The organism is Burkholderia cenocepacia, from assembly GCF_900446215.1.
Lineage (GTDB): Bacteria > Pseudomonadota > Gammaproteobacteria > Burkholderiales > Burkholderiaceae > Burkholderia > Burkholderia cenocepacia.
On the sequence record NZ_UAQZ01000014.1, the window covers coordinates 459,311 to 478,951 of the forward strand.

Here is a 19,641-nt window from a genome sequence, read left to right on the forward strand (position 1 = left end):
TAGCCGAAACATTTATGCGACGAAAGGGTTACGGCGTAGAATTTCCCGATATAAAACCATTATTGTCATCAGCACGTCATCGTACCGTGAGAGTTTCCGAGCGTCCTTTCGAATCATCGCCTGAATTACCCCCTACTCTGCCGATGTCCGTCCGTTACCCGCTTCTCAATCGTGAACTCGGCATCCTCGGTTTCAACGAGCGCGTGCTGGCCCAGGCGGCCGATCCGCAAGTCCCGTTGCTCGAGCGCCTGCGCTTCATCTGCATCACCAGCAGCAACCTCGACGAATTCTTCGAAGTCCGGATGGCCGGCCTGCAGGAGCAGATCCGCGACAACCCCGGCGCGCTGACGCCCGACGGCATGTCGTTACAGCACGCTTACGATCTCGTCGTCGAACGCGCGCAGCGGCTCGTCCATCGACAGTACACGATGCTGCACGAAACCGTGCTGCCCGCGCTCGAACAGGAAGGCATCTACTTCCACGCGAGCGACACGTGGAACGACGAGCAGCTCGAATGGGCGCGACACTACTTCCTCGACGAGCTGCTGCCCGTGCTGACGCCGATCGGCCTCGATCCGGCGCACCCGTTCCCGCGCGTGCTGAACAAGAGCCTGAACTTCGTCGTCGAGCTCGAAGGCCGCGACGCGTTCGGCCGCCAGGCCGTGATGGGCATCGTGCAGGCGCCGCGCGCGCTGCCGCGCGTGGTGCGCATGCCGCACGCGCTGTCGGGTTTCGAGCACGGCTTCGTGCTGCTGAGCTCGTTCATGCAGCGCTTCGTCGGCGAACTGTTCCCGCAACTCGTCGTGAAGAGCTGCAACCAGTTTCGCATCACGCGCAACAGCGAGCTGTTCGTCGACGAAGACGAAATCACCAACCTGCGTGTCGCGCTGCAGGGCGAGCTGCCCGCGCGCCACCTCGGCAACGCGGTACGCCTCGAAGTGTCGGCGGACACGCCGCTGCACATCGTGCGACGCCTGCTCGAGGAAAGCGAACTCGGCGACAAGGACTGCTATCGCGTGGCCGGGTCCGTGAACCTCGTGCGCCTGATGCAGATTCCAGATCTCGTCGATCGACCCGACCTGAAGTTCACGCCGTTCACCGCGTCGACTCCCGCGGCAATCGCCAACGCGCCGACGATGTTCGATGCGATCGACGCCGGCGACCTCCTGCTGCACCACCCGTACGAGAGCTTCCAGCCGGTGCTCGAGCTGCTGCAGCAGGCCGCGAAGGATCCGAGCGTCGTCGCGATCAAGCAGACGATCTACCGCACCGGCACCGACTCGCCGCTGATGGACGCGCTGATGGAAGCCGCGCGCAACGGCAAGGAAGTGACCGTCGTCGTCGAGCTGCTCGCGCGCTTCGACGAGGAAACCAACATCAACTGGGCGTCGCAGCTCGAAGCCGTCGGCGCGCATGTCGTGTACGGCGTGGTCGGCCACAAGTGCCACGCGAAGATGATGCTGATCGTGCGGCGCGTCGTGCAGGCCGGCAAGGCATCGCTGCGCCGCTACGTGCACCTCGGCACCGGCAACTACCATCCGCGCACCGCGCGCCTCTACACCGACTTCGGGCTGATGACGGCTGACCAGAAGATCTGCGAGGACGTTCATCACGTGTTCCAGCAACTGACCGGCATCGGCGGCGAACTGACGCTGCACGAGCTGTGGCAGTCGCCGTTCACGCTGCATCCGCGCATCATCGATTCGATTCGCGCGGAGATCGACAACGCGCAGGCCGGCAAGCGCGCGCGCATCGTCGCGAAAATGAACGCGCTGCTCGAGCCATCGGTGATCGCTGCGTTGTACGAAGCGTCGCAGGCCGGCGTCAAGGTCGACCTGATCGTGCGCGGCGTCTGCGCGCTGAAGCCCGGCGTGCCGGGGCTGTCGGAAAACATCACGGTGCGCTCGATCGTCGGCCGCTTCCTCGAACACCACCGGATCTACTATTTCCACGCAGGCGGCGCCGAGGACGTCTACCTGTCGAGTGCCGACTGGATGGACCGCAACCTGTTCCGCCGCGTCGAAGTCGCGTTCCCGATCCGCGATCGCAAGCTCAAGCGGCGCGTGATCGCCGAGGGGCTGTCGGTGTGCCTCGGCGACAACCAGTCGGCATGGCAGATGCACAGCGACGGCCACTATCGCCGGCGCCGCGCGGGCAAGACGATTCGCAACGCGCAACTCGGGCTGCTCGCGAAGTTCTGTTCGTGAGCCGTCGGTGCAATGCGGGCGACGTACCGCATCGCCATGAAAAAAGCAGCCCGCGGGCTGCTTTTTTAACGCCGGAACGCGACGCGATCATGCTTCGTAGGCGGCCGGCCGGATCGCGATGATGCGCGAGCCCGGGAACCGCGCGGTGAACGTACTGCCGCGCCCTTCCTCGCTCTGCACGTACAGATGCGCATCGTGCCGCTGCAGCACGTGCTTGACGATCGCGAGGCCGAGGCCCGTGCCGCCCGTGTCGCGCGAACGGCTGCGATCGACGCGGTAGAAGCGTTCGGTGAGCCGCGGCAGGTCGGCGGCCGGAATCCCGAAGCCGCTGTCCGTGACGGAAAACACGCCCTGCGCGCCCTCGCGCCGCCACGACACGACGATCTTGCCGCCGTCCGGCGTATAGCGGATCGCGTTCGTGACGAGATTCGCGAACGCGCTGAACAATTCCGTCTGCGCACCGGTGACACCGAGCGTCTCGTCGATCGAGAACGCGATGTCGTGATGCCCGCTCGACAGCGTCTGCGCATCCTCCTTCAGATGGTCGAACACCGCACGCATGTCGATCGCGTGATCGACCGGCGGCTTGCTCTCGCCTTCCAGCTTCGCGAGCACCAGCAGGTCGGTCACGATGTGCCGCATCCGCGACGCCTGCTGCTCCATCATGTCGAGATAGCGCGCGCGGTCCTCCTCGTTCAGCGGCAGCTCGCGCATCGTCTCCAGGAAGCCCGACAGCACGGTGAGCGGCGTCTTCAGCTCGTGCGACACGTTCGCGACGAAGTCACGCCGCATCGCGTCGGTACGCTCGAGCTCGGTGATGTCCTGCGTGAGCAGCAGCTTGCGGTTCTCGCCGTACGGAAACACCTGCACGGCCAGCACGTTCTGCCGCGAGTCGCCCATGCCGCGCATCAACAGCGTCTCGTCGTAATGCTGCGCGTTCAGGTAGCGGACGAAATCGGGATGACGCACGAGGTTCGTGATGTGCTGGCGCAGGTCGCGCTTCGCATCGAGGCCGAAATGCACCTCGGCGATCGCGTTGCACCACTCGATCTGGTCGTGGTCGTCGAGCATCGCGACGCCGTTCGGCGACGCCTGGATCGCCTGGATGAAGCGCGAATGCTGCTGTTCGACCTGCCGCACCTGCGCATGCCACTGTTTCGCGAGCTTGTGCAGCCGATAGTAGATCTCGCCCCAAATGCCCGGCGCGCTCGGCACTTCGCCGTAGACGGGCGCATCGAGCAGGCGCCACAGACGCTGCGTATGGAAGGTGCTGAAAAAGCCCTGCGCGACCAGCATCACGACCACGAACACGAGGCCCGCGGTCGGGCCGGCGAAGACGCCGACCAATACGCCGATCAGCACGAGCAGCACGAGCGACACCAGGAAGCGCGCCCAGATGATGTTCATGATTCAGCGTCCGAAAGAAGAAACGGCATGCCGCGGCACACGGCATGCCCGGATACGTTACGCGTGCTTGGCGAGGCGGTAGCCGCTGCCGCGCACGGTTTCGATCATCGCATCGCAGCCGGCCGGTTTCAAGGCCGCGCGCAATCGTTTGATGTGCACGTCGACGGTACGCTCCTCGACGAACACGTGGTCGCCCCACACCTGGTCGAGCAGTTGCGTGCGGCTGTGCACGCGCTCCGGATGCGTCATGAAGAAATGCAGCAGGCGGAACTCGGTCGGGCCGAGATCGAGCTTGATCTCGCTGCCGTCGCCGTGCGCGGCGACGCGATGCGTGGCCGGGTCGAGGCGCAGCCCGTTGATCGACACGACGTCCTCGGTCAGCTGCGGCGCGCGGCGGCGCAGCACGGCCTTGATCCGCGCCATCAGTTCCTTCGGCGAGAACGGCTTCGTCACGTAGTCGTCCGCACCGATTTCGAGGCCGAGCACCTTGTCCTGCTCGTCGCCGCGGGCGGTGAGCATGATGATCGGGATGTGTTTGGTCCGTTCGTTGTTGCGCAGGTCGCGCGCGAACGCGATGCCGGACTTGCCCGGCAGCATCCAGTCGAGCAGCACGAGATCGGGCAGCACGTCGCTGATCAGGTTCTGCGCCTGTTCGGCGTTGTACGCACGGATCGGGCAGTGACCGGCGTGCTGGAGATTCACCGAGATCAGTTCGGAAATCGCGGGCTCATCTTCAACGACGAGAATGTTGCTGGGCATCGGCACCTCTGTTCTTCCTGTACGGAGTCGATTAACTGTTGGCTTCGCGATCGAGCGTGTCGCGCGGCTGGTGCCGCACGTCGGTGCCCTTCACGATGTAGATGATGAATTCGGCGATGTTCTTCGCGTGGTCGCCGATCCGTTCGATCGCCTTCGCGATGAACAGGTATTCGAGGCCGACCGAGATCGTGCGCGGGTCTTCCTGCATGTACGACACGAGCTTGCGCACGAACGCGCGGAATTCCTGGTCGATTTCCTTGTCGTCCTTGACGATCTGCGCGGCGGCCACCGTATCGAGGCGCGCGAACGCGTCGAGCGCGCGGCGCAGGATCGTCACGGCCATCTCGCCCGACACCTTGATCTCGGCGATGTTGACCGCGCGCGCGGCCGGCTCGTCGATCAGGCGGCGCACGCGCTTCGCGATCTTCTCCGCTTCGTCGCCGGCACGCTCGAGGTTCGTAATCGTTTTCGAGATCGACATCAAAAGACGCAGGTCACGCGCGGCAGGCTGTCTCCGCGCGATGATGTTGCCGCATTCCTGGTCGATGTCCACTTCCATCGCGTTCAGCGTTTCCTCGGCCGCGATCACCTTCTCGGCGCGCTCGCGATCGAATTCGTTCAGCGCGTGCATCGCGCCGACGATCTGCGACTCCACGAGTCCGCCCATTTCCAGCACTTTCGACGACACGGCATTCAGGTCCGCGTCGAACTGGCTCGACAGATGTTTATCCGACATGACTGTTGTTCTCCGTCATCAGCCGAAGCGGCCGGTGATGTAGTCTTCCGTTTCCTTGCGCACCGGCTTGATGAAGATCTTTTCGGTTTCGCCGAACTCGATCAGCTCGCCCAGGTACATGTAGGCCGTGTAATCCGAGCAGCGTGCGGCCTGCTGCATGTTGTGCGTGACGATCACGACCGTGTAGTCGCTCTTCAGCTCCGCGATCAGCTCCTCGATGCGGCCGGTCGAGATCGGGTCGAGCGCCGAGCACGGCTCGTCGAGCAGCAGCACTTCCGGACGGATCGCGATGCCGCGCGCGATGCACAGACGCTGCTGCTGGCCGCCCGACAGCCCGTAGCCGCTCTGGCCCAGCTTGTCCTTCACTTCGTTCCACAGCGCGGCCTTCGTGAGCGCCCACTCGACGCGGTCGTCCATTTCCGAGCGCGTGAGCTTTTCGAACATCTTCACGCCGAACGCGATGTTGTCGTAGATCGACATCGGGAACGGGGTCGGCTTCTGGAACACCATGCCGATCCGTGCGCGCAGCAGCGAGATGTCGCGCTTCGTCGTCAGCAGGTTCTCGCCGTCCATCAGGATTTCGCCTTCGGCGCGCTGCTCCGGATAGAGCGCGAACATCTTGTTGAACGTGCGCAGCAGCGTCGACTTGCCGCAGCCCGACGGGCCGATGAACGCCGTCACCTTCCCTTCGGGAATGCGCAGGTTGATGTTCTTCAGCGCGTGGAACTTGTTGTAGAAGAAGTTGAGGTTGTTGACCTCGATCTTCGCGTTCAGCGGCGCGAGCGGACGGCCGTGCGCCGCGTCTTGCGTGCCGGCGGGCGCAGCGGTGCGCTCGACGGGATTCAGGTGGCTTTCTGCCATATTCATCGGATTGCTCCGCCGTTACTTTTTCGAGAAGATCGAGCGCGCCAGGACGTTCAGTCCGAGCACCCCGAGCGTAATCAGGAACACGCCCGCCCATGCGAGCGACTGCCATTCCGCGAACGGGCTCATCGCGAACTTGTAGATCGTGACCGGCAGGTTCGCCATCGGCTGGCTCATGTCGACCGAGAAGAACTGGTTCGACAGCGCGGTGAACAGCAGCGGCGCCGTTTCGCCGGCGATCCGCGCGACCGCGAGCAGCACGCCCGTCACGATCCCGCCGACCGACGCGCGCAGCGTGATCTTCAGCACCATGCGCCACTTCGGCGTGCCGAGCGCGACGGCCGCTTCGCGCAGCGCGTTCGGCACGAGCTTGAGCATGTTCTCGGTCGTGCGGATCACGATCGGAATCTGCAGCAGCGCGAGCGCGATCACGCCGGCCCAGCCCGAGAAACGCCCCGACTTCGCGACGACGATCGCGTACACGAACAGGCCGATGACGATCGACGGCGCCGACAGCAGGATGTCGTTGATGAAGCGGATCGTGCTGGCGAGCAGGTTCTTCTGGCCGTATTCGGCGAGATAGACGCCCGCGAGGATGCCGATCGGCGTGCCGACCAGCGTGCCGAAGCCGCACAGCAGCAGGCTGCCGACGATCGCGTTCGCGAGACCGCCGCCTTCCGTGTTCGGGGCCGGCGTCGACTCGGTGAACAGTTGCAGCGACAGGCCGCCGACGCCGAGGTGCACGGTCGTGTAGAGAATCCACACGAGCCACAGCAGGCCGAAAGCCATCGCGCCGAGCGACGCGGTGAGCGCGATCGCGTTGACGACCTTGCGCTGGCGCTGCAGACGATTGCGCATCGCGTCGAGCACGGCGCCGTCCGGCCCCGGGAAATTCATGATGGGCTCGCTCATTTCTTGCCCTCTCCCTTCTCGAGACGAAGCAGCAGCAGTTTGGAGATGGACAGCACGATGAACGTGATCACGAACAGGATCAGGCCAAGCTCCATCAGCGCCGACGTATGCAGGCCCGGCTGCGCTTCCGCGAATTCGTTCGCGAGCGCCGACGTGATGCTGTTGCCCGGCGCGAACAGCGACACGCTGTCGAGCAGGTTCGTGTTGCCGATCACGAACGTCACGGCCATCGTTTCGCCGAGCGCGCGGCCGAGGCCGAGCATCACGCCGCCGATCACGCCGGTCTTCGTGTAGGGCAGCACGACCTTCCACATCACTTCCCAGGTCGTGCAGCCGATCCCGTATGCCGATTCCTTCAGCAGCACCGGCGTGACTTCGAACACGTCGCGCATCACCGATGCGATGTACGGGATGATCATGATCGCGAGGATCACGCCGGCCGCGAGGATGCCGATGCCGATCGGCGGGCCGGACGTCAGCGGGCCGAGCACCCACACGTCCTTGAACAGGCGGCCGAGCGGCTTCTGGAAGTATTCGGCGAAGATCGGCGCGAACACGAGCAGGCCCCACATGCCGTACACGATCGACGGGATCGCGGCGAGCAGCTCGATCGCGATGCCGAGCGGACGGCGCAGCCACACGGGCGCCAGCTCGGTGAGGAACAGTGCGATGCCGAAACTGACCGGCACCGCGATGACGAGTGCAATGATCGACGTCACGATGGTGCCGTAGATCGGCACGAGTGCGCCGTACACATCCGAGTTCGGATCCCACTCGGATTGCCACAGGAAGCCGATGCCGAACTTCTGGATGGTCGGCATCGACGCAATGATCAGGGAAACGATGATCCCGCCCAGCAGCAGCAGGGTCACGATCGCGGCGAGCCGTGCGAGGCCGCCGAACAGGACATCCCCGAGACGGCTCGGCGCGCGCTGCTGCGCACTGTCGGGCGATCGGGAGGACGTGTATGAAATATCAGACATGGGTGCCTGCTTTTGATCGCCGGGCGCCGTGACGCCCGGCTTTACCGCACACACTGCCCGACCGGCACGGCCGGGCAGCGAACCGCTGGATGGCTTACTCGGCGGCGACCGGCTTGCCCGAAGCGTCCGTCACCTTCGTCTTCCACTGCTTGCGGATTTCCGTCTCGACCGTCGCCGGCAGCGAGATGTAGTCGAGGCTGTCGGCAGCCTTCTCGCCGTTCTTGAACGCCCAGCTGAAGAACTTCAGCGTTTCCGCGCCCTGCTCCGGCTTGTCCTGCTTCGCGTGCAGCAGCACGAACGTCGCGCCGACGACCGGCCATGCTTCCTTGCCCGGCTGGTTCGTCAGGATCTGGTAGAACGACTTCGACCAGTTCGCGCCGGCTGCCGCGGCCTTGAACGTTTCCGTCTTCGGCTCGACCACCGTGCCCGTCGAATTCTTCAGGGCCGTGTAGGTCATGTTGTTCTTCTTCGCGTACGCCCACTCGACGTAGCCGATCGCGCCCGGCAGACGCTGCACGAAGGCCGCGACGCCGTCGTTGCCCTTGCCGCCCGTGCCCGTCGGCCAGTTGACCGTCGTGCCTTCGCCGATCTTCGACTTCCACTCGTCGTTGACCTTCGACAGGTAGTTCGTCCAGATGAAGCTCGTGCCCGAACCGTCAGCGCGGCGGACCACGGCGATGTCCGTATCCGGCAGCTTGACCTTCGGGTTCAGCGCGGCGATCGCCGGGTCGTTCCACTTCTTGATCTTGCCGAGGTAGATGTCGCCGAGCACCGGGCCCGACAGCGTCAGTTCGCCGGCCTTCACGCCCGGCACGTTGACGACCGGCACCACGCCGCCGACCACCGTCGGGAACTGGAACAGGCCTTCCTTCGCGAGCTCTTCATCCTTCAGCGGTGCGTCCGAACCGGCAAAATCGACCGTCTTCGCGACGATCTGCTTCAGGCCGCCCGACGAGCCGATGCCCTGGTAGTTGACCTTCGAACCGCCGGACTGCTGGTAGTCCGCGGCCCATTTCGTATAGATCGGCATCGCGAACGTGCTGCCTGCGCCCGTGATGTCGGCAGCGTGGGCGGCGACGGCGAAAAGCGCGCCAGCCAGGCCGGCAATCGCGGTTTGCATCAATTTCATGAGACCTCCAGTGTGTGAGCGGATGACTACGGCACCGCGAAGGTTAGGGGCTGCTCATGACGGTAATGTGACAATCGATGAAACTGGCGTGACAGTAACATGACTGGTTGAAAGGGAGTATCGGGTGGCGCGTCGGGGCGCCGCAGCGGCGCTGGCGGCAAGAATTGCCTGCCTCGGAGGGGCGGGGTGAACGCCCGTTTTCAAGGGCGTGCGCGCGCATCGTAGCGCAGGGTCGGCCGGACGGGAAGCCCGGTTCGGCGGCAGGCGTGATTCCGGGGTCGGATGCCTGAATGGATCGGAAGAATGTTTGGCGAAGGACCCTTCTATTAGGTGTCGCAAACCTTTGCGTCCGACAAAACCGCAGCGCCCGAGGGCGCCGCATGCACATTCACCGAAAACTGGCGCGCAAGCGGCCGGGCCGCCGCGCGCCCTGTCCCGGTCAGGTCGTCGCCGCCCGCACCGCGTCGGCGATCGTCTCCGCATGGCGCACCGCGTCGGCCGCCTGCTGCGCCTCGACCATCACGCGCAGCACGGGCTCCGTGCCCGATGCGCGGATCAGCACGCGGCCGCTGCCGGCAAGCGCGGCTTCGGCTGCGTCGATCGCCGCGCGAATCGACGCGCTGCCCTTCCAGTCGGCGCCCGGTTTCATCCGCACGTTGATCAGCTTCTGCGGGAACAGCGTGACGCCGTCGAGCATCTGCGCGAGCGTACGGCCGCTGCGCTTCAGCGCGGCCAGCACCAGCAGCGCCGACACGATGCCGTCGCCGGTCGAATGCCGGTCGAGCGACAGGATGTGGCCCGACCCTTCCGCGCCGAGCTGCCAGCCATGCTCGCGCAACTGCTCGAGCACGTAGCGGTCGCCAACCGCCGCACGGACGAACTTCACGCCCTCGCGCTGCAGCGCGACTTCGACGGCGAGGTTGGTCATCAGCGTGCCGACCGCGCCTTCGACCTTGCCGTCGGTGACGATCCGGTCCTTCACCAGCACGTAGAGCAGCTCGTCACCGTTGTACAGGCGGCCGGCCGCGTCGACGACCTGCAGGCGATCGGCGTCGCCGTCGAGCGCGATGCCGAGATCGGCGTGGTTCGCCCGCACCGCGCGCACCAGCGCGTCGGGCGCGGTCGCGCCGACGCCGTCGTTGATGTTGAAGCCGTTCGGCGCGACGCCGATCGGAATGACGTCCGCGCCGAGTTCGTGGAACACGTGCGGCGCGATCTGGTACGCGGCGCCGTGCGCGCAATCGATCACGAGCTTCAGTCCGCGCAGGTTGAACGCGGCCGGGAACGTGCTCTTGCAGAATTCGATGTAGCGGCCGGCTGCGTCGTCGAGGCGGCGCGCCTTGCCGAGCCCGTCGGATGCCGCGCATTCGAGCGGCTTCTCGAGCCACGCTTCGATCGCGGCTTCGGTGTCGTCGGGCAGCTTGTTGCCGTCAGCCGAGAAAAACTTGATCCCGTTGTCGTGATACGGGTTGTGCGACGCGCTGATCACGACACCGGCCGACAGGCGCAGCGCACGCGTCAGGTACGCGACGCCGGGCGTCGGCATCGGGCCGGCCAGCATCACGTCGACGCCGGCTGCCGAGAAGCCGGCCTCGAGCGCGGCTTCGAGCATGTAGCCCGACACGCGCGTGTCCTTGCCGATCAGCACGGTCGGACGCGAGCCTGCCGCGACGTCGGCCGAGCCGGCCAGTACCTTGCCGGCCGCATAACCGAGACGCAATACGAAATCCGGCGTGATGGGCGCGTCGCCCACCGTGCCGCGAATACCGTCCGTGCCGAAATATCGACGTCCCATGGGGTCCTTCCTCCTTCGTTTTCTGACTTATCGTTGCCGCGCGGCTGCGCGCACGGCGTTCCAGACGCTGAGTGCATCGACCGTCGCCGCGACATCGTGCACGCGCACGATCGCGGCGCCACGCTCGACAGCGCACAACGCGGCCGCCACGCTCGCCGCGACGCGCTCGAGCGGCGGCTTGCCGCCGATCACCGCGCCGAGCATCGACTTGCGCGACATGCCCGCGAGAATCGGATAAGCGCGCCCGTCGGGCCGCGCGGGCGCCGTGTCCGGCAACGCGGCCAGCAGCGCATAGTTGTCGTCGACGACCGCCTTGCCGAACCCGAAGCCGGGATCGACGCAGATGCGCTCCGCCGCCACGCCGGCGTCGCGCAACGCCTGCGCGCGCGCGGCGAGAAAATCGCGCACGTCGGTCACGACGTCGCCGTAGTCGGGCTCGCCAACCTGCATCGTCTGCGGCTCGCCGAGCATGTGCATCGCGCACAGGCCGCTGTTGCCGTCGCGCACCGCGTCGATCGCGCCCGGTTGGCGGAACCCCCAGATGTCGTTGATCAGGTCCGCGCCGGCGGCCAGCGCCGCGCGCATCACGGCCGGCTTGTAGGTATCGATCGACAGCGGCACGTTCAGCGGCCGCAGCGCCTCCACGAGCGGGATCACGCGCGCGAGCTCTTCGTCGAGCGGCACGGGCGGCGCACCGGGGCGCGTCGATTCGCCGCCGATATCGAGCAGGTCGGCGCCTTCGGCAATCATCCGCTCGGCCCGGCGCAGCGCATCGTCGCGCGCGAGGAAGCGGCCGCCGTCGGAGAACGAATCGGGCGTGGCGTTGAGGATGCCCATCACGAGCGGGCGTTCGAACGTCAGTTCGAAGCGGCCGCACTGGAGCGGCGCGGGAAGGAACGGGGACACTGCGGAGTCGGACACGAGCAACGGATGTGGATGAATGCAAAACGGGCCGGTGTGAAGCCACACCAGCCCGTGAACGGCGTTAAAGCGGAGATTATGCCGCCGGCGTGGCCGGCGCCGGCGCGTTGCCGGGTTTCACCTCGGCGCTGCTGCCGCCGCCCGACGAATCGCCGCCGACAGCCGGCGAACTCTTCGGCGAGCGCGGCGGACGGCCTTCCATGATGTCGTTGATCTGATCGGCGTCGATCGTCTCCCACTCCATCAGTGCGGCCGTCATCGCTTCGACCTTGTCGCGGTTCTCTTCGAGCAGGCGGCGCGCGAGGCCGTACTGTTCGTCGAGCACGCGGCGGATTTCCGAGTCGACCTTCTGCTGCGTCGCTTCCGAGATCGTGCGCGTGAAGCCCCGGCCAAACGGCGACGCATCGTTCTCGTCGTCGACATAGACCATCGGCCCGAGCGCGTCGGTCATGCCGAACCGGGCGACCATTGCACGCGCCGTCTGCGTGGCCTTGTTGAAGTCGTCCGATGCGCCGGTGCTGACCAGGTTCATGAACAGCTCTTCGGCCACCCGGCCACCGAACAGGATCGCGAGGCGGTCCAGCAGGTAATCCTTCGAATACGTCTCGTTGTCATGCTCCGGCAACTGCCACGTGACGCCCAGCGCGCGACCGCGCGGGATGATCGTGACCTTGTGCACCGGGTCGGCCTTCGGCAGCAGCTTCGCGATCACCGCGTGGCCCGACTCGTGATAGGCGGTTGCGCGCTTCGCTTCCTCGCGGATCACGGCCGACTTGCGCTCCGGACCCATGAAGATCTTGTCCTTCGCGTCCTCGAAGTCCTGCATCTCGACGATGCGCTTGCCACGACGTGCGGCGAACAGCGCGGCCTCGTTCACGAGGTTCGCGAGATCGGCGCCCGAGAAGCCCGGCGTGCCGCGTGCGATGACTGCCGCGTCGACGTCGTTCGCGATCGGCACCTTGCGCAGGTGCACGCGCATGATTTGCTCGCGACCGCGGATATCCGGCAGGCCGACATAGACCTGGCGGTCGAAACGGCCCGGACGCAGCAGCGCCTTGTCGAGCACGTCGGAACGGTTGGTGGCGGCGATCACGATCACGCCGGAATTCGCCTCGAAGCCGTCCATCTCGACGAGCATCTGGTTCAGCGTCTGCTCGCGCTCGTCGTTGCCGCCGCCCATGCCGGCGCCGCGATGACGGCCGACCGCGTCGATTTCGTCGATGAACACGATGCACGGCGCATGCTTCTTCGCCTGCTCGAACATGTCGCGCACACGGGCCGCGCCGACACCGACGAACATTTCGACGAAGTCCGAACCCGAGATGCTGAAGAACGGCACCTTCGCTTCACCCGCGATCGCGCGGGCAAGCAGCGTCTTGCCGGTACCCGGAGGGCCGACCAGCAGCACGCCGCGCGGAATGCGACCGCCCAGTTTCTGGAATTTCTGCGGATCGCGCAGGAAGTCGACGAGCTCGGACACTTCTTCCTTCGCTTCGTCGCAGCCCGCGACGTCGGAGAAGTTCACCGCGTTGTTGTTTTCGTCGATCAGCCGCGCACGCGATTTCCCGAACGAGAATGCGCCGCCTTTGCCGCCCCCCTGCATCTGCCTCATCATGTAGAACCAGAACACGATGATCAGGATCGTCGGCCCGAGGTAGTACAGCGCGGACATCAGCGCGTTCGGCTCGTCGTCAGCCTTGCCGCTGACCTGCACGCCGTACTTCATCAGATCGCCGACCATCCAGATGTCGCCGGGCGACACGATCTGGTATTTCTGGCCATCAGCCGGAGTGACGGTGAGGTTGCGCCCCTGAACGATGACGTTCTTGACCTTGCCGTTCTTGGCGTCGTCCATGAACTGCGAATAGGACACGCCTTCCTGGACGCGGGGCTTGTCGAACTGCTTGAACACCGTAAACAGCACCAGTGCGATCACCAGCCACACCGCTGCCTTCGAAAACATATTGTTGTTCAAAGCACCACTCCTTCACTCGTAGACGAGCGCCTACATTTTCCTTGCGGCGCCCCTCGGTCATTCTAATCCAGTCCGACCACCCCCGCCATAAGCATTGACAACCGGGGCGATAGCGCTTCGCTTGTCTGGCAAGGGCCGGAGCCCGTTTGCGGCACCGCACTCCGCATCAGCGCGGATGCTTCAGCTGCCGACCCAAAATGAACGTTTCGGACGATTTGTCGCGGGATGCCTTGGGCTTGCGCGGCGCGACAACCTTAAACTGCTGTTTGAATTTCTCGACGATCTGGCTGTAGCCGCTGCCGTGAAAGCACTTCACGAGCAGCGCACCGTCCGGCTTCAGATGGTTCTGCGCGAATTCGAGCGCCAGATCGCAGAGATGCTCGATGCGCGCCGCGTCCGCCGAGGCCACGCCAGAGAGGTTGGGGGCCATGTCGGAAATAACAAGGTCCACCGCGCGGCCTTCGAGCACTTCTTCGAGCTGGTGAAGGACGTCGTCCTCGCGGAAATCGCCCTGCAGGAAGTGGACGTCGGCGATCGGCTCCATCGGCAGGATGTCGAGCGCAACGATCGTGCCGTCGATGCCGCCTTCGCGCTCCGCGTCGCGCTTCTTGCCCTGCGCGAGCTTGTTGCGGGCATACTGGCTCCAGCTGCCCGGCGTGGCGCCGAGATCGACGATCACCTGGCCCGGACGGATCAGCTTGTCCTGCTCGTCGATTTCCTTCAGCTTGTACGCGGCGCGCGCGCGATAGCCCTCCCGCTGCGCCATTTTGACGTACGGGTCGTTGATGTGGTCGTGCAGCCAGTGCTGGTTGAAGCGGTTTTTTGCCATTCGAGAGAGAGATTGCTGCCAATTGCTTCGTGAAGCCGCGCTTTTAGCGGATAATACGCGTCTTCTTCGCGCGGCTGCGGCCCCTTTTCAGGCCCAAGCCGCGATTTTACGTGGTTTCGGCGCACGGCTGACGCGGTAACGTCCCGCGATCGCTTTTCAGCCAGCGCGCCCTTATTTAGATTTCGACATTTCCATGCCCGCCCTTTCGCTTTCTCCCGCCGAGCGCTCCGCGCTGCGCTCCCAGGCCCATGCGCTCAAGCCCGTCGTGCTGATCGGCGCCGAAGGGCTGACCGACGCCGTGCTGAAGGAAATCAAGGTGCACCTCGATGCGCACCAGCTGATCAAGATCCGCGTGTTCGGCGACGAGCGCGACACGCGCATCGCGATCTACGACGAGATCTGCGACCGCCTGAACGCGGCGCCGATTCAACACATCGGCAAGCTGCTGGTGATCTGGAAGCCCGAGGCCGCGGTTGCGGCGCCGGCCCGCGGCCGTCGTGCCGGTGCGCTGCCGAGCGCGGCAGAAGCCGCGGACGACAAGAAAGGCCGTGCGCCGCGCACCGTCAAGGTCGTCAAGGTGTCGCCGAACGCGAGCCCCGTGCGCCGTCCGCGGCCGGTCAAGGTCACGGTGCGCGGCAACGAACGCGTGACGGCAGGCGGTACCGTGAAGCGCGCGAAAAAGCGCCAGGCCAGCACCAAGCGGCCGTTCCAAGACAAGTAACGCGCCGGTGCGGCACGGATTGCCGTGCCGCCCTGCCCCGTCGTTGCGCAACGCGCAGCGACGGGCGTTCAGGCGTCGCGCGCCGGCAGACGCCAGATCAGCATCAGCCCCAGCACGCTTTCGACGAGATAGAACACGCTCGAGACGCCGTGCAGCATCCCGAAGCGGCTCGCATACGGCGAATTCGCGATATCGGTGCCCGCATCCATCGCGGCCACGCGCAGCGCGTTCATGAACGGCTGCAGCGCAAAATACCCGACCAGCACGCATACGACCATCGCGCCGACGATCCAGCGCACGCGGCGATACTCGCTGCTGCCGCGCCGCACCTGCTGATTCGACAGCGCGAGCAACAGGACGCCGCACACGACGCCGAGGATCGCCTCGATACGGAACAGCTGGGCGGCGACCGAACCGGCCGTCATCCGCTCCAGCGTCTTGAACAATACGGGCGCGACCGCATACCCGATCGTCAGCAGGCTGCCGACCCACACGGCCGACAGCAGACGGAACACGCGATGCGGCATCACGTCGCCCCGCTTCAGATGTAGCTGACCGAGATGATTTCGTACTCGCGCACGCCGCTCGGCGCCTGCACGGCCGCGACGTCGCCTTCGGACTTGCCGATCAGCGCACGCGCGATCGGCGAGCTGACCGAGATCAGGCCGTGATCGATATCGGCTTCGTCGTCGCCGACGATCTGGTACTTGACGGTGTCGCCCGACTCGAGATCCTCGAGTTCGACCGTCGCGGCGAACACCACGCGGCCATCGGCGTCGAGCACCGTGGGATCGATGATTTGCGCGGCGGACAGCTTGGATTCGAGTTCCGCGATGCGGCCCTCGATAAAGCCCTGCTTTTCCTTCGCTGCGTCGTATTCGGCGTTTTCGGACAGATCGCCCTGTGCGCGGGCCTCCGCGATCGCGTTGATCACGGCCGGCCGCTCGACGGACTTGAGGCGCTGCAATTCATCGCGCAGTTGCTCCGCGCCACGCTTTGTCAACGGAATGGTGCTCATAAACGGCTCAATCGCTAAAAACGGCTATAAAAAAAATCACCGCGATTAAGCGCGCTTCCGATGCACTGGAAACACCGCCTAATCGCGGCACGTGTTGCTTCGACAGGTAACTGACCGCTTAGTTTAGGCGAGCGTGAAGACCTTGTAAATCATAGACTTCCAGATCCTTCAGGTAGCGCAGGCCTTCGACCGCCGCGCGCGCGCCCGACATCGTCGTGTAGTACGTGACCTTGTGCGCCTGCGCGCTCATGCGGATCGAGCGCGAATCGGCGATCGCCTGGCGCGTCTCGTCGACCGTCGTGAACACGAGTGCGATCTCGCCGTTCTTGATCATGTCGACGATGTGCGGACGGCCGTCCTTCACCTTGTTCACGACCTTCACCGGCACGCCGGCCGCTTCGATCGCGGCTGCCGTCCCCTTGGTCGCGACGATCGGGTAGCCGAGGTCGTGCAGCATGCGCGCGACTTCGACGGCCTTCGGCTTGTCCGCGTCCATCACGGTCAGCAGCACCGTGCCCGACTCCGGCAGGCGCGAACCGGCCGCGAGCTGCGACTTGAACAGCGCTTCACCGAACGTCTGGCCGACGCCCATCACCTCGCCGGTCGAGCGCATTTCGGGCCCGAGGACCGGATCGACGGTCGGGAACTTGACGAACGGGAACACCGCTTCCTTCACGCTGAAGTACGGCGGCTCGACTTCCTTCGTCACGCCCTGCTGCGCGAGCTTCTGGCCGACCATCGCGCGCGCCGCGATCTTCGCGAGCGGCAGGCTGGTCGCCTTCGACACGTACGGCACCGTGCGCGACGCGCGCGGGTTCACTTCCAGCACGTAGATGATGTCCTGCTTCGAGCCGTCCGCCTGCGGCACCTGCTGGATCGCGAACTGCACGTTCATCAGGCCGACCACGTTCAGCGCCTTCGCCATCGCGCCCGTCTGGCGCTTCAGCTCGGCCACGGTTTCCTTCGACAGCGAGTACGGCGGCAGCGAGCATGCCGAGTCGCCCGAGTGAACGCCCGCCTGCTCGATGTGCTCCATCACGCCGCCGATGAACACCGCTTCGCCGTCGCAGATGCAGTCGACGTCGCACTCGATCGCATCGTTCAGGAAGCGGTCGAGCAGCACCGGCGAATCGTTCGACACCTTCACGGCCTCGCGCATGTAGCGCTCGAGGTCGCGCGGCTCGTGGACGATTTCCATCGCGCGGCCGCCGAGCACGTACGACGGGCGCACGACCAGCGGATAGCCGATTTCGTCGGCCAGCGCGAGCGCTTCGTCTTCGGCGCGGGCGGTGCGGTTCGGCGGCTGGCGCAGGCCGAGATCCTGCAGCAGCTTCTGGAAGCGCTCGCGGTCTTCGGCCGCGTCGATCATGTCCGGCGACGTGCCGACGATCGGCACGCCGTGCGCCTCGAGGTCGAGCGCGAGCTTCAGCGGCGTCTGGCCGCCGTACTGGACGATCACGCCGACCGGCTTTTCCTTGTCGACGATCTCGAGCACGTCCTCGAGCGTCAGCGGCTCGAAGTACAGGCGGTCGGACGTGTCGTAGTCGGTCGACACGGTTTCCGGGTTGCAGTTGACCATGATCGTTTCGTAGCCGTCCTCGCGCATCGCGAGCGCCGCGTGCACGCAGCAGTAGTCGAACTCGATGCCCTGGCCGATCCGGTTCGGGCCGCCGCCCAGCACCATGATCTTCTTGTTCGTGGTCGGCTGCGCCTCGCACTCTTCCTCGTAGGTCGAGTACATGTAGGCGGTTTTCGTCGCGAACTCGGCCGCGCACGTGTCGACACGCTTGTAGACCGGGCGCACGTTCAGTTCGACGCGACGCTTGCGGACGTCTTCCGGCGTCGCGCCGAGCAGCTTCGCGAGGCGGCGGTCGGAGAAGCCGCTCTGCTTCAGGTAGCGCAGCTCGTCGAACGTCAGCGACGCGAGCGTGCGGCCCGACAGCGCCTTTTCCTTCAGGATGATCTGCTCGATCTGCTCGAGGAACCACGGGTCGATCGCGGTTTCCGCGAAGATTTCCTCGGCCGTCATGCCGATGCGGAACGCATCGCCGACGTACCAGATGCGGTCCGGGCCCGGCTCGTGGATCTCGATCGCGATCTCGTCGCGGTTGGTCGACTTCTCGTCGAGGCCGTCGACCCCGACCTCGAGGCCGCGCAGCGCCTTCTGGAACGATTCCTGGAACGTGCGGCCGATCGCCATCACTTCGCCGACCGACTTCATCTGCGTGGTCAGGCGCGAATCGGCTTCGCGGAACTTCTCGAACGCGAAACGCGGGATCTTCGTGACGACGTAGTCGATCGTCGGTTCGAACGACGCCGGCGTCTGGCCGCCGGTGATTTCGTTCTTCAGCTCGTCGAGCGTGTAGCCGACCGCCAGCTTCGCGGCGACCTTCGCGATCGGGAAGCCGGTGGCCTTCGACGCGAGCGCCGACGAACGCGACACGCGCGGGTTCATCTCGATGACGACCATGCGGCCGTCCTTCGGGTTGATCGAGAACTGCACGTTCGAGCCGCCCGTGTCGACGCCGATCTCGCGCAGCACCGCGAGCGATGCGTTACGCAGGATCTGGTATTCCTTGTCGGTGAGCGTCTGCGCCGGCGCGACCGTGATCGAGTCGCCGGTGTGCACGCCCATCGGGTCGAGGTTTTCGATCGAGCAGACGATGATGCAGTTGTCGGCGCGGTCGCGCACGACTTCCATCTCGTATTCCTTCCAGCCGAGCAGCGACTCTTCGATCAGCAGCTCGCGCGTGGGCGACAGGTCGAGACCGCGCTTGCAGATCTCCTCGAACTCTTCGCGGTTGTACGCGATGCCGCCGCCCGAGCCGCCGAGCGTGAACGACGGACGGATCACGACCGGGTAGCCGCTGCCGCCGGTGGCCGCCATGATCTCGGCGTGCACCTTGGTCGCTTCTTCCATCGAGTGCGCGATGCCCGACTTCGCGGAGCCGAGACCGATCTTGGTCATCGCGTCCTTGAACTTCTGGCGGTCTTCAGCCTTGTCGATCGCTTCCGGAGACGCGCCGATCAGTTCGACGCCGAACTTCTCGAGCACGCCGTGGTGGTGCAGGTCGAGCGCGCAGTTCAGCGCGGTCTGGCCGCCCATCGTCGGCAGGATCGCGTCCGGGCGCTCCTTCTCGATGATGCGTGCGACGACTTCCCACGTGATCGGCTCGATGTAGGTCACGTCGGCCGTGTTCGGGTCGGTCATGATCGTCGCCGGGTTGCTGTTGACGAGAACGACCTTGTAGCCCTCCTCACGCAACGCCTTGCAAGCCTGCGCGCCCGAATAGTCGAACTCGCACGCCTGGCCGATGATGATCGGGCCGGCGCCGATGATGAGGATGCTCTTGATGTCTGTGCGTTTTGGCATGGCTTGTGAATT

The 19,641-nt window shown here is 65.3% G+C and carries 16 protein-coding genes; 2 read left to right on the forward strand and 14 right to left on the reverse strand.

The annotated features are described in order from the left end of the window. Window positions 1-143: 143 nt before the first annotated feature. Window positions 144-2,207, forward strand: coding sequence for a polyphosphate kinase 1 (gene ppk1 / locus DTA15_RS28770; RefSeq protein ID WP_006490552.1), 2,064 nt, complete (start codon window positions 144-146; stop codon window positions 2,205-2,207). An 87-nt stretch (window positions 2,208-2,294) separates the two neighbouring features. Here ppk1 and phoR read toward each other — a convergent pair whose 3' ends face one another. The 11 genes from phoR to DTA15_RS28830 form a co-directional block, all read right to left on the reverse strand. Then, window positions 2,295-3,614, reverse strand: a complete 1,320-nt coding sequence (gene phoR / locus DTA15_RS28775; RefSeq protein WP_006490622.1) for a phosphate regulon sensor histidine kinase PhoR — start codon at window positions 3,612-3,614, stop codon at window positions 2,295-2,297. Between the two features lie 57 nt (window positions 3,615-3,671). Then, window positions 3,672-4,373, reverse strand: a complete 702-nt coding sequence (gene phoB, locus DTA15_RS28780; RefSeq protein WP_006750313.1) for a phosphate regulon transcriptional regulator PhoB — start codon at window positions 4,371-4,373, stop codon at window positions 3,672-3,674. A 31-nt stretch (window positions 4,374-4,404) separates the two neighbouring features. Continuing rightward, window positions 4,405-5,109, reverse strand: a complete 705-nt coding sequence (gene phoU / locus DTA15_RS28785; RefSeq protein WP_006490618.1) for a phosphate signaling complex protein PhoU — start codon at window positions 5,107-5,109, stop codon at window positions 4,405-4,407. 18 nt (window positions 5,110-5,127) lie between these two features. Beyond that, window positions 5,128-5,976 carry a phosphate ABC transporter ATP-binding protein PstB gene (gene pstB, locus DTA15_RS28790; protein ID WP_006490515.1) on the reverse strand — a complete coding sequence of 283 codons (849 nt, stop codon included), beginning with the start codon at window positions 5,974-5,976 and terminating at the stop codon, window positions 5,128-5,130. 15 nt (window positions 5,977-5,991) lie between these two features. After that, entirely contained in the window at window positions 5,992-6,885 is an 894-nt protein-coding gene (gene pstA, locus DTA15_RS28795) for a phosphate ABC transporter permease PstA (RefSeq protein WP_034178403.1), read from the reverse strand. Continuing rightward, the gene (pstC, locus tag DTA15_RS28800) at window positions 6,882-7,868 is read right to left on the reverse strand and encodes a phosphate ABC transporter permease PstC (protein WP_006490596.1); all 987 of its coding nucleotides are present in this window, start codon (window positions 7,866-7,868) and stop codon (window positions 6,882-6,884) included. The genes pstA and pstC overlap by 4 nt, the downstream gene beginning before the upstream one ends. A 94-nt stretch (window positions 7,869-7,962) precedes the next feature. Then, on the reverse strand, window positions 7,963-8,997 hold the full coding sequence (gene pstS / locus DTA15_RS28805) for a phosphate ABC transporter substrate-binding protein PstS (protein WP_006490565.1): 1,035 nt from the start codon (window positions 8,995-8,997) through the stop codon (window positions 7,963-7,965). A gap of 439 nt (window positions 8,998-9,436) precedes the next feature. Further along, window positions 9,437-10,792 carry a phosphoglucosamine mutase gene (glmM, locus tag DTA15_RS28815; RefSeq protein WP_006490564.1) on the reverse strand — a complete coding sequence of 452 codons (1,356 nt, stop codon included), beginning with the start codon at window positions 10,790-10,792 and terminating at the stop codon, window positions 9,437-9,439. Between the two features lie 27 nt (window positions 10,793-10,819). Next, window positions 10,820-11,713, reverse strand: coding sequence for a dihydropteroate synthase (gene folP / locus DTA15_RS28820; RefSeq protein ID WP_034178407.1), 894 nt, complete (start codon window positions 11,711-11,713; stop codon window positions 10,820-10,822). 76 nt (window positions 11,714-11,789) lie between these two features. After that, a complete protein-coding gene (ftsH, locus tag DTA15_RS28825) occupies window positions 11,790-13,688 on the reverse strand; it encodes an ATP-dependent zinc metalloprotease FtsH (RefSeq protein ID WP_006490511.1) in 1,899 nt (632 codons plus the stop codon). Between the two features lie 166 nt (window positions 13,689-13,854). Further along, window positions 13,855-14,517, reverse strand: a complete 663-nt coding sequence (locus tag DTA15_RS28830) for an RlmE family RNA methyltransferase (protein ID WP_006476343.1) — start codon at window positions 14,515-14,517, stop codon at window positions 13,855-13,857. 193 nt (window positions 14,518-14,710) lie between these two features. Between DTA15_RS28830 and DTA15_RS28835 the strand changes: the two genes are divergently transcribed. After that, window positions 14,711-15,238, forward strand: a complete 528-nt coding sequence (locus tag DTA15_RS28835) for a YhbY family RNA-binding protein (protein WP_006490572.1) — start codon at window positions 14,711-14,713, stop codon at window positions 15,236-15,238. 68 nt (window positions 15,239-15,306) lie between these two features. On the opposite strand, the gene DTA15_RS28840 is transcribed toward DTA15_RS28835, so the two are convergent. From DTA15_RS28840 to carB, 3 genes are all read right to left on the reverse strand, one after another. Beyond that, window positions 15,307-15,765 carry a DUF4149 domain-containing protein gene (locus DTA15_RS28840; RefSeq protein ID WP_012492493.1) on the reverse strand — a complete coding sequence of 153 codons (459 nt, stop codon included), beginning with the start codon at window positions 15,763-15,765 and terminating at the stop codon, window positions 15,307-15,309. 14 nt (window positions 15,766-15,779) lie between these two features. Further along, window positions 15,780-16,256, reverse strand: coding sequence for a transcription elongation factor GreA (gene greA, locus DTA15_RS28845; protein WP_006476345.1), 477 nt, complete (start codon window positions 16,254-16,256; stop codon window positions 15,780-15,782). 118 nt (window positions 16,257-16,374) lie between these two features. After that, window positions 16,375-19,629 (reverse strand): carbamoyl-phosphate synthase large subunit, encoded by a 3,255-nt coding sequence (gene carB, locus DTA15_RS28850; RefSeq protein ID WP_006490587.1) that lies wholly within the window; start codon window positions 19,627-19,629, stop codon window positions 16,375-16,377. Window positions 19,630-19,641 lie beyond the last annotated feature (12 nt).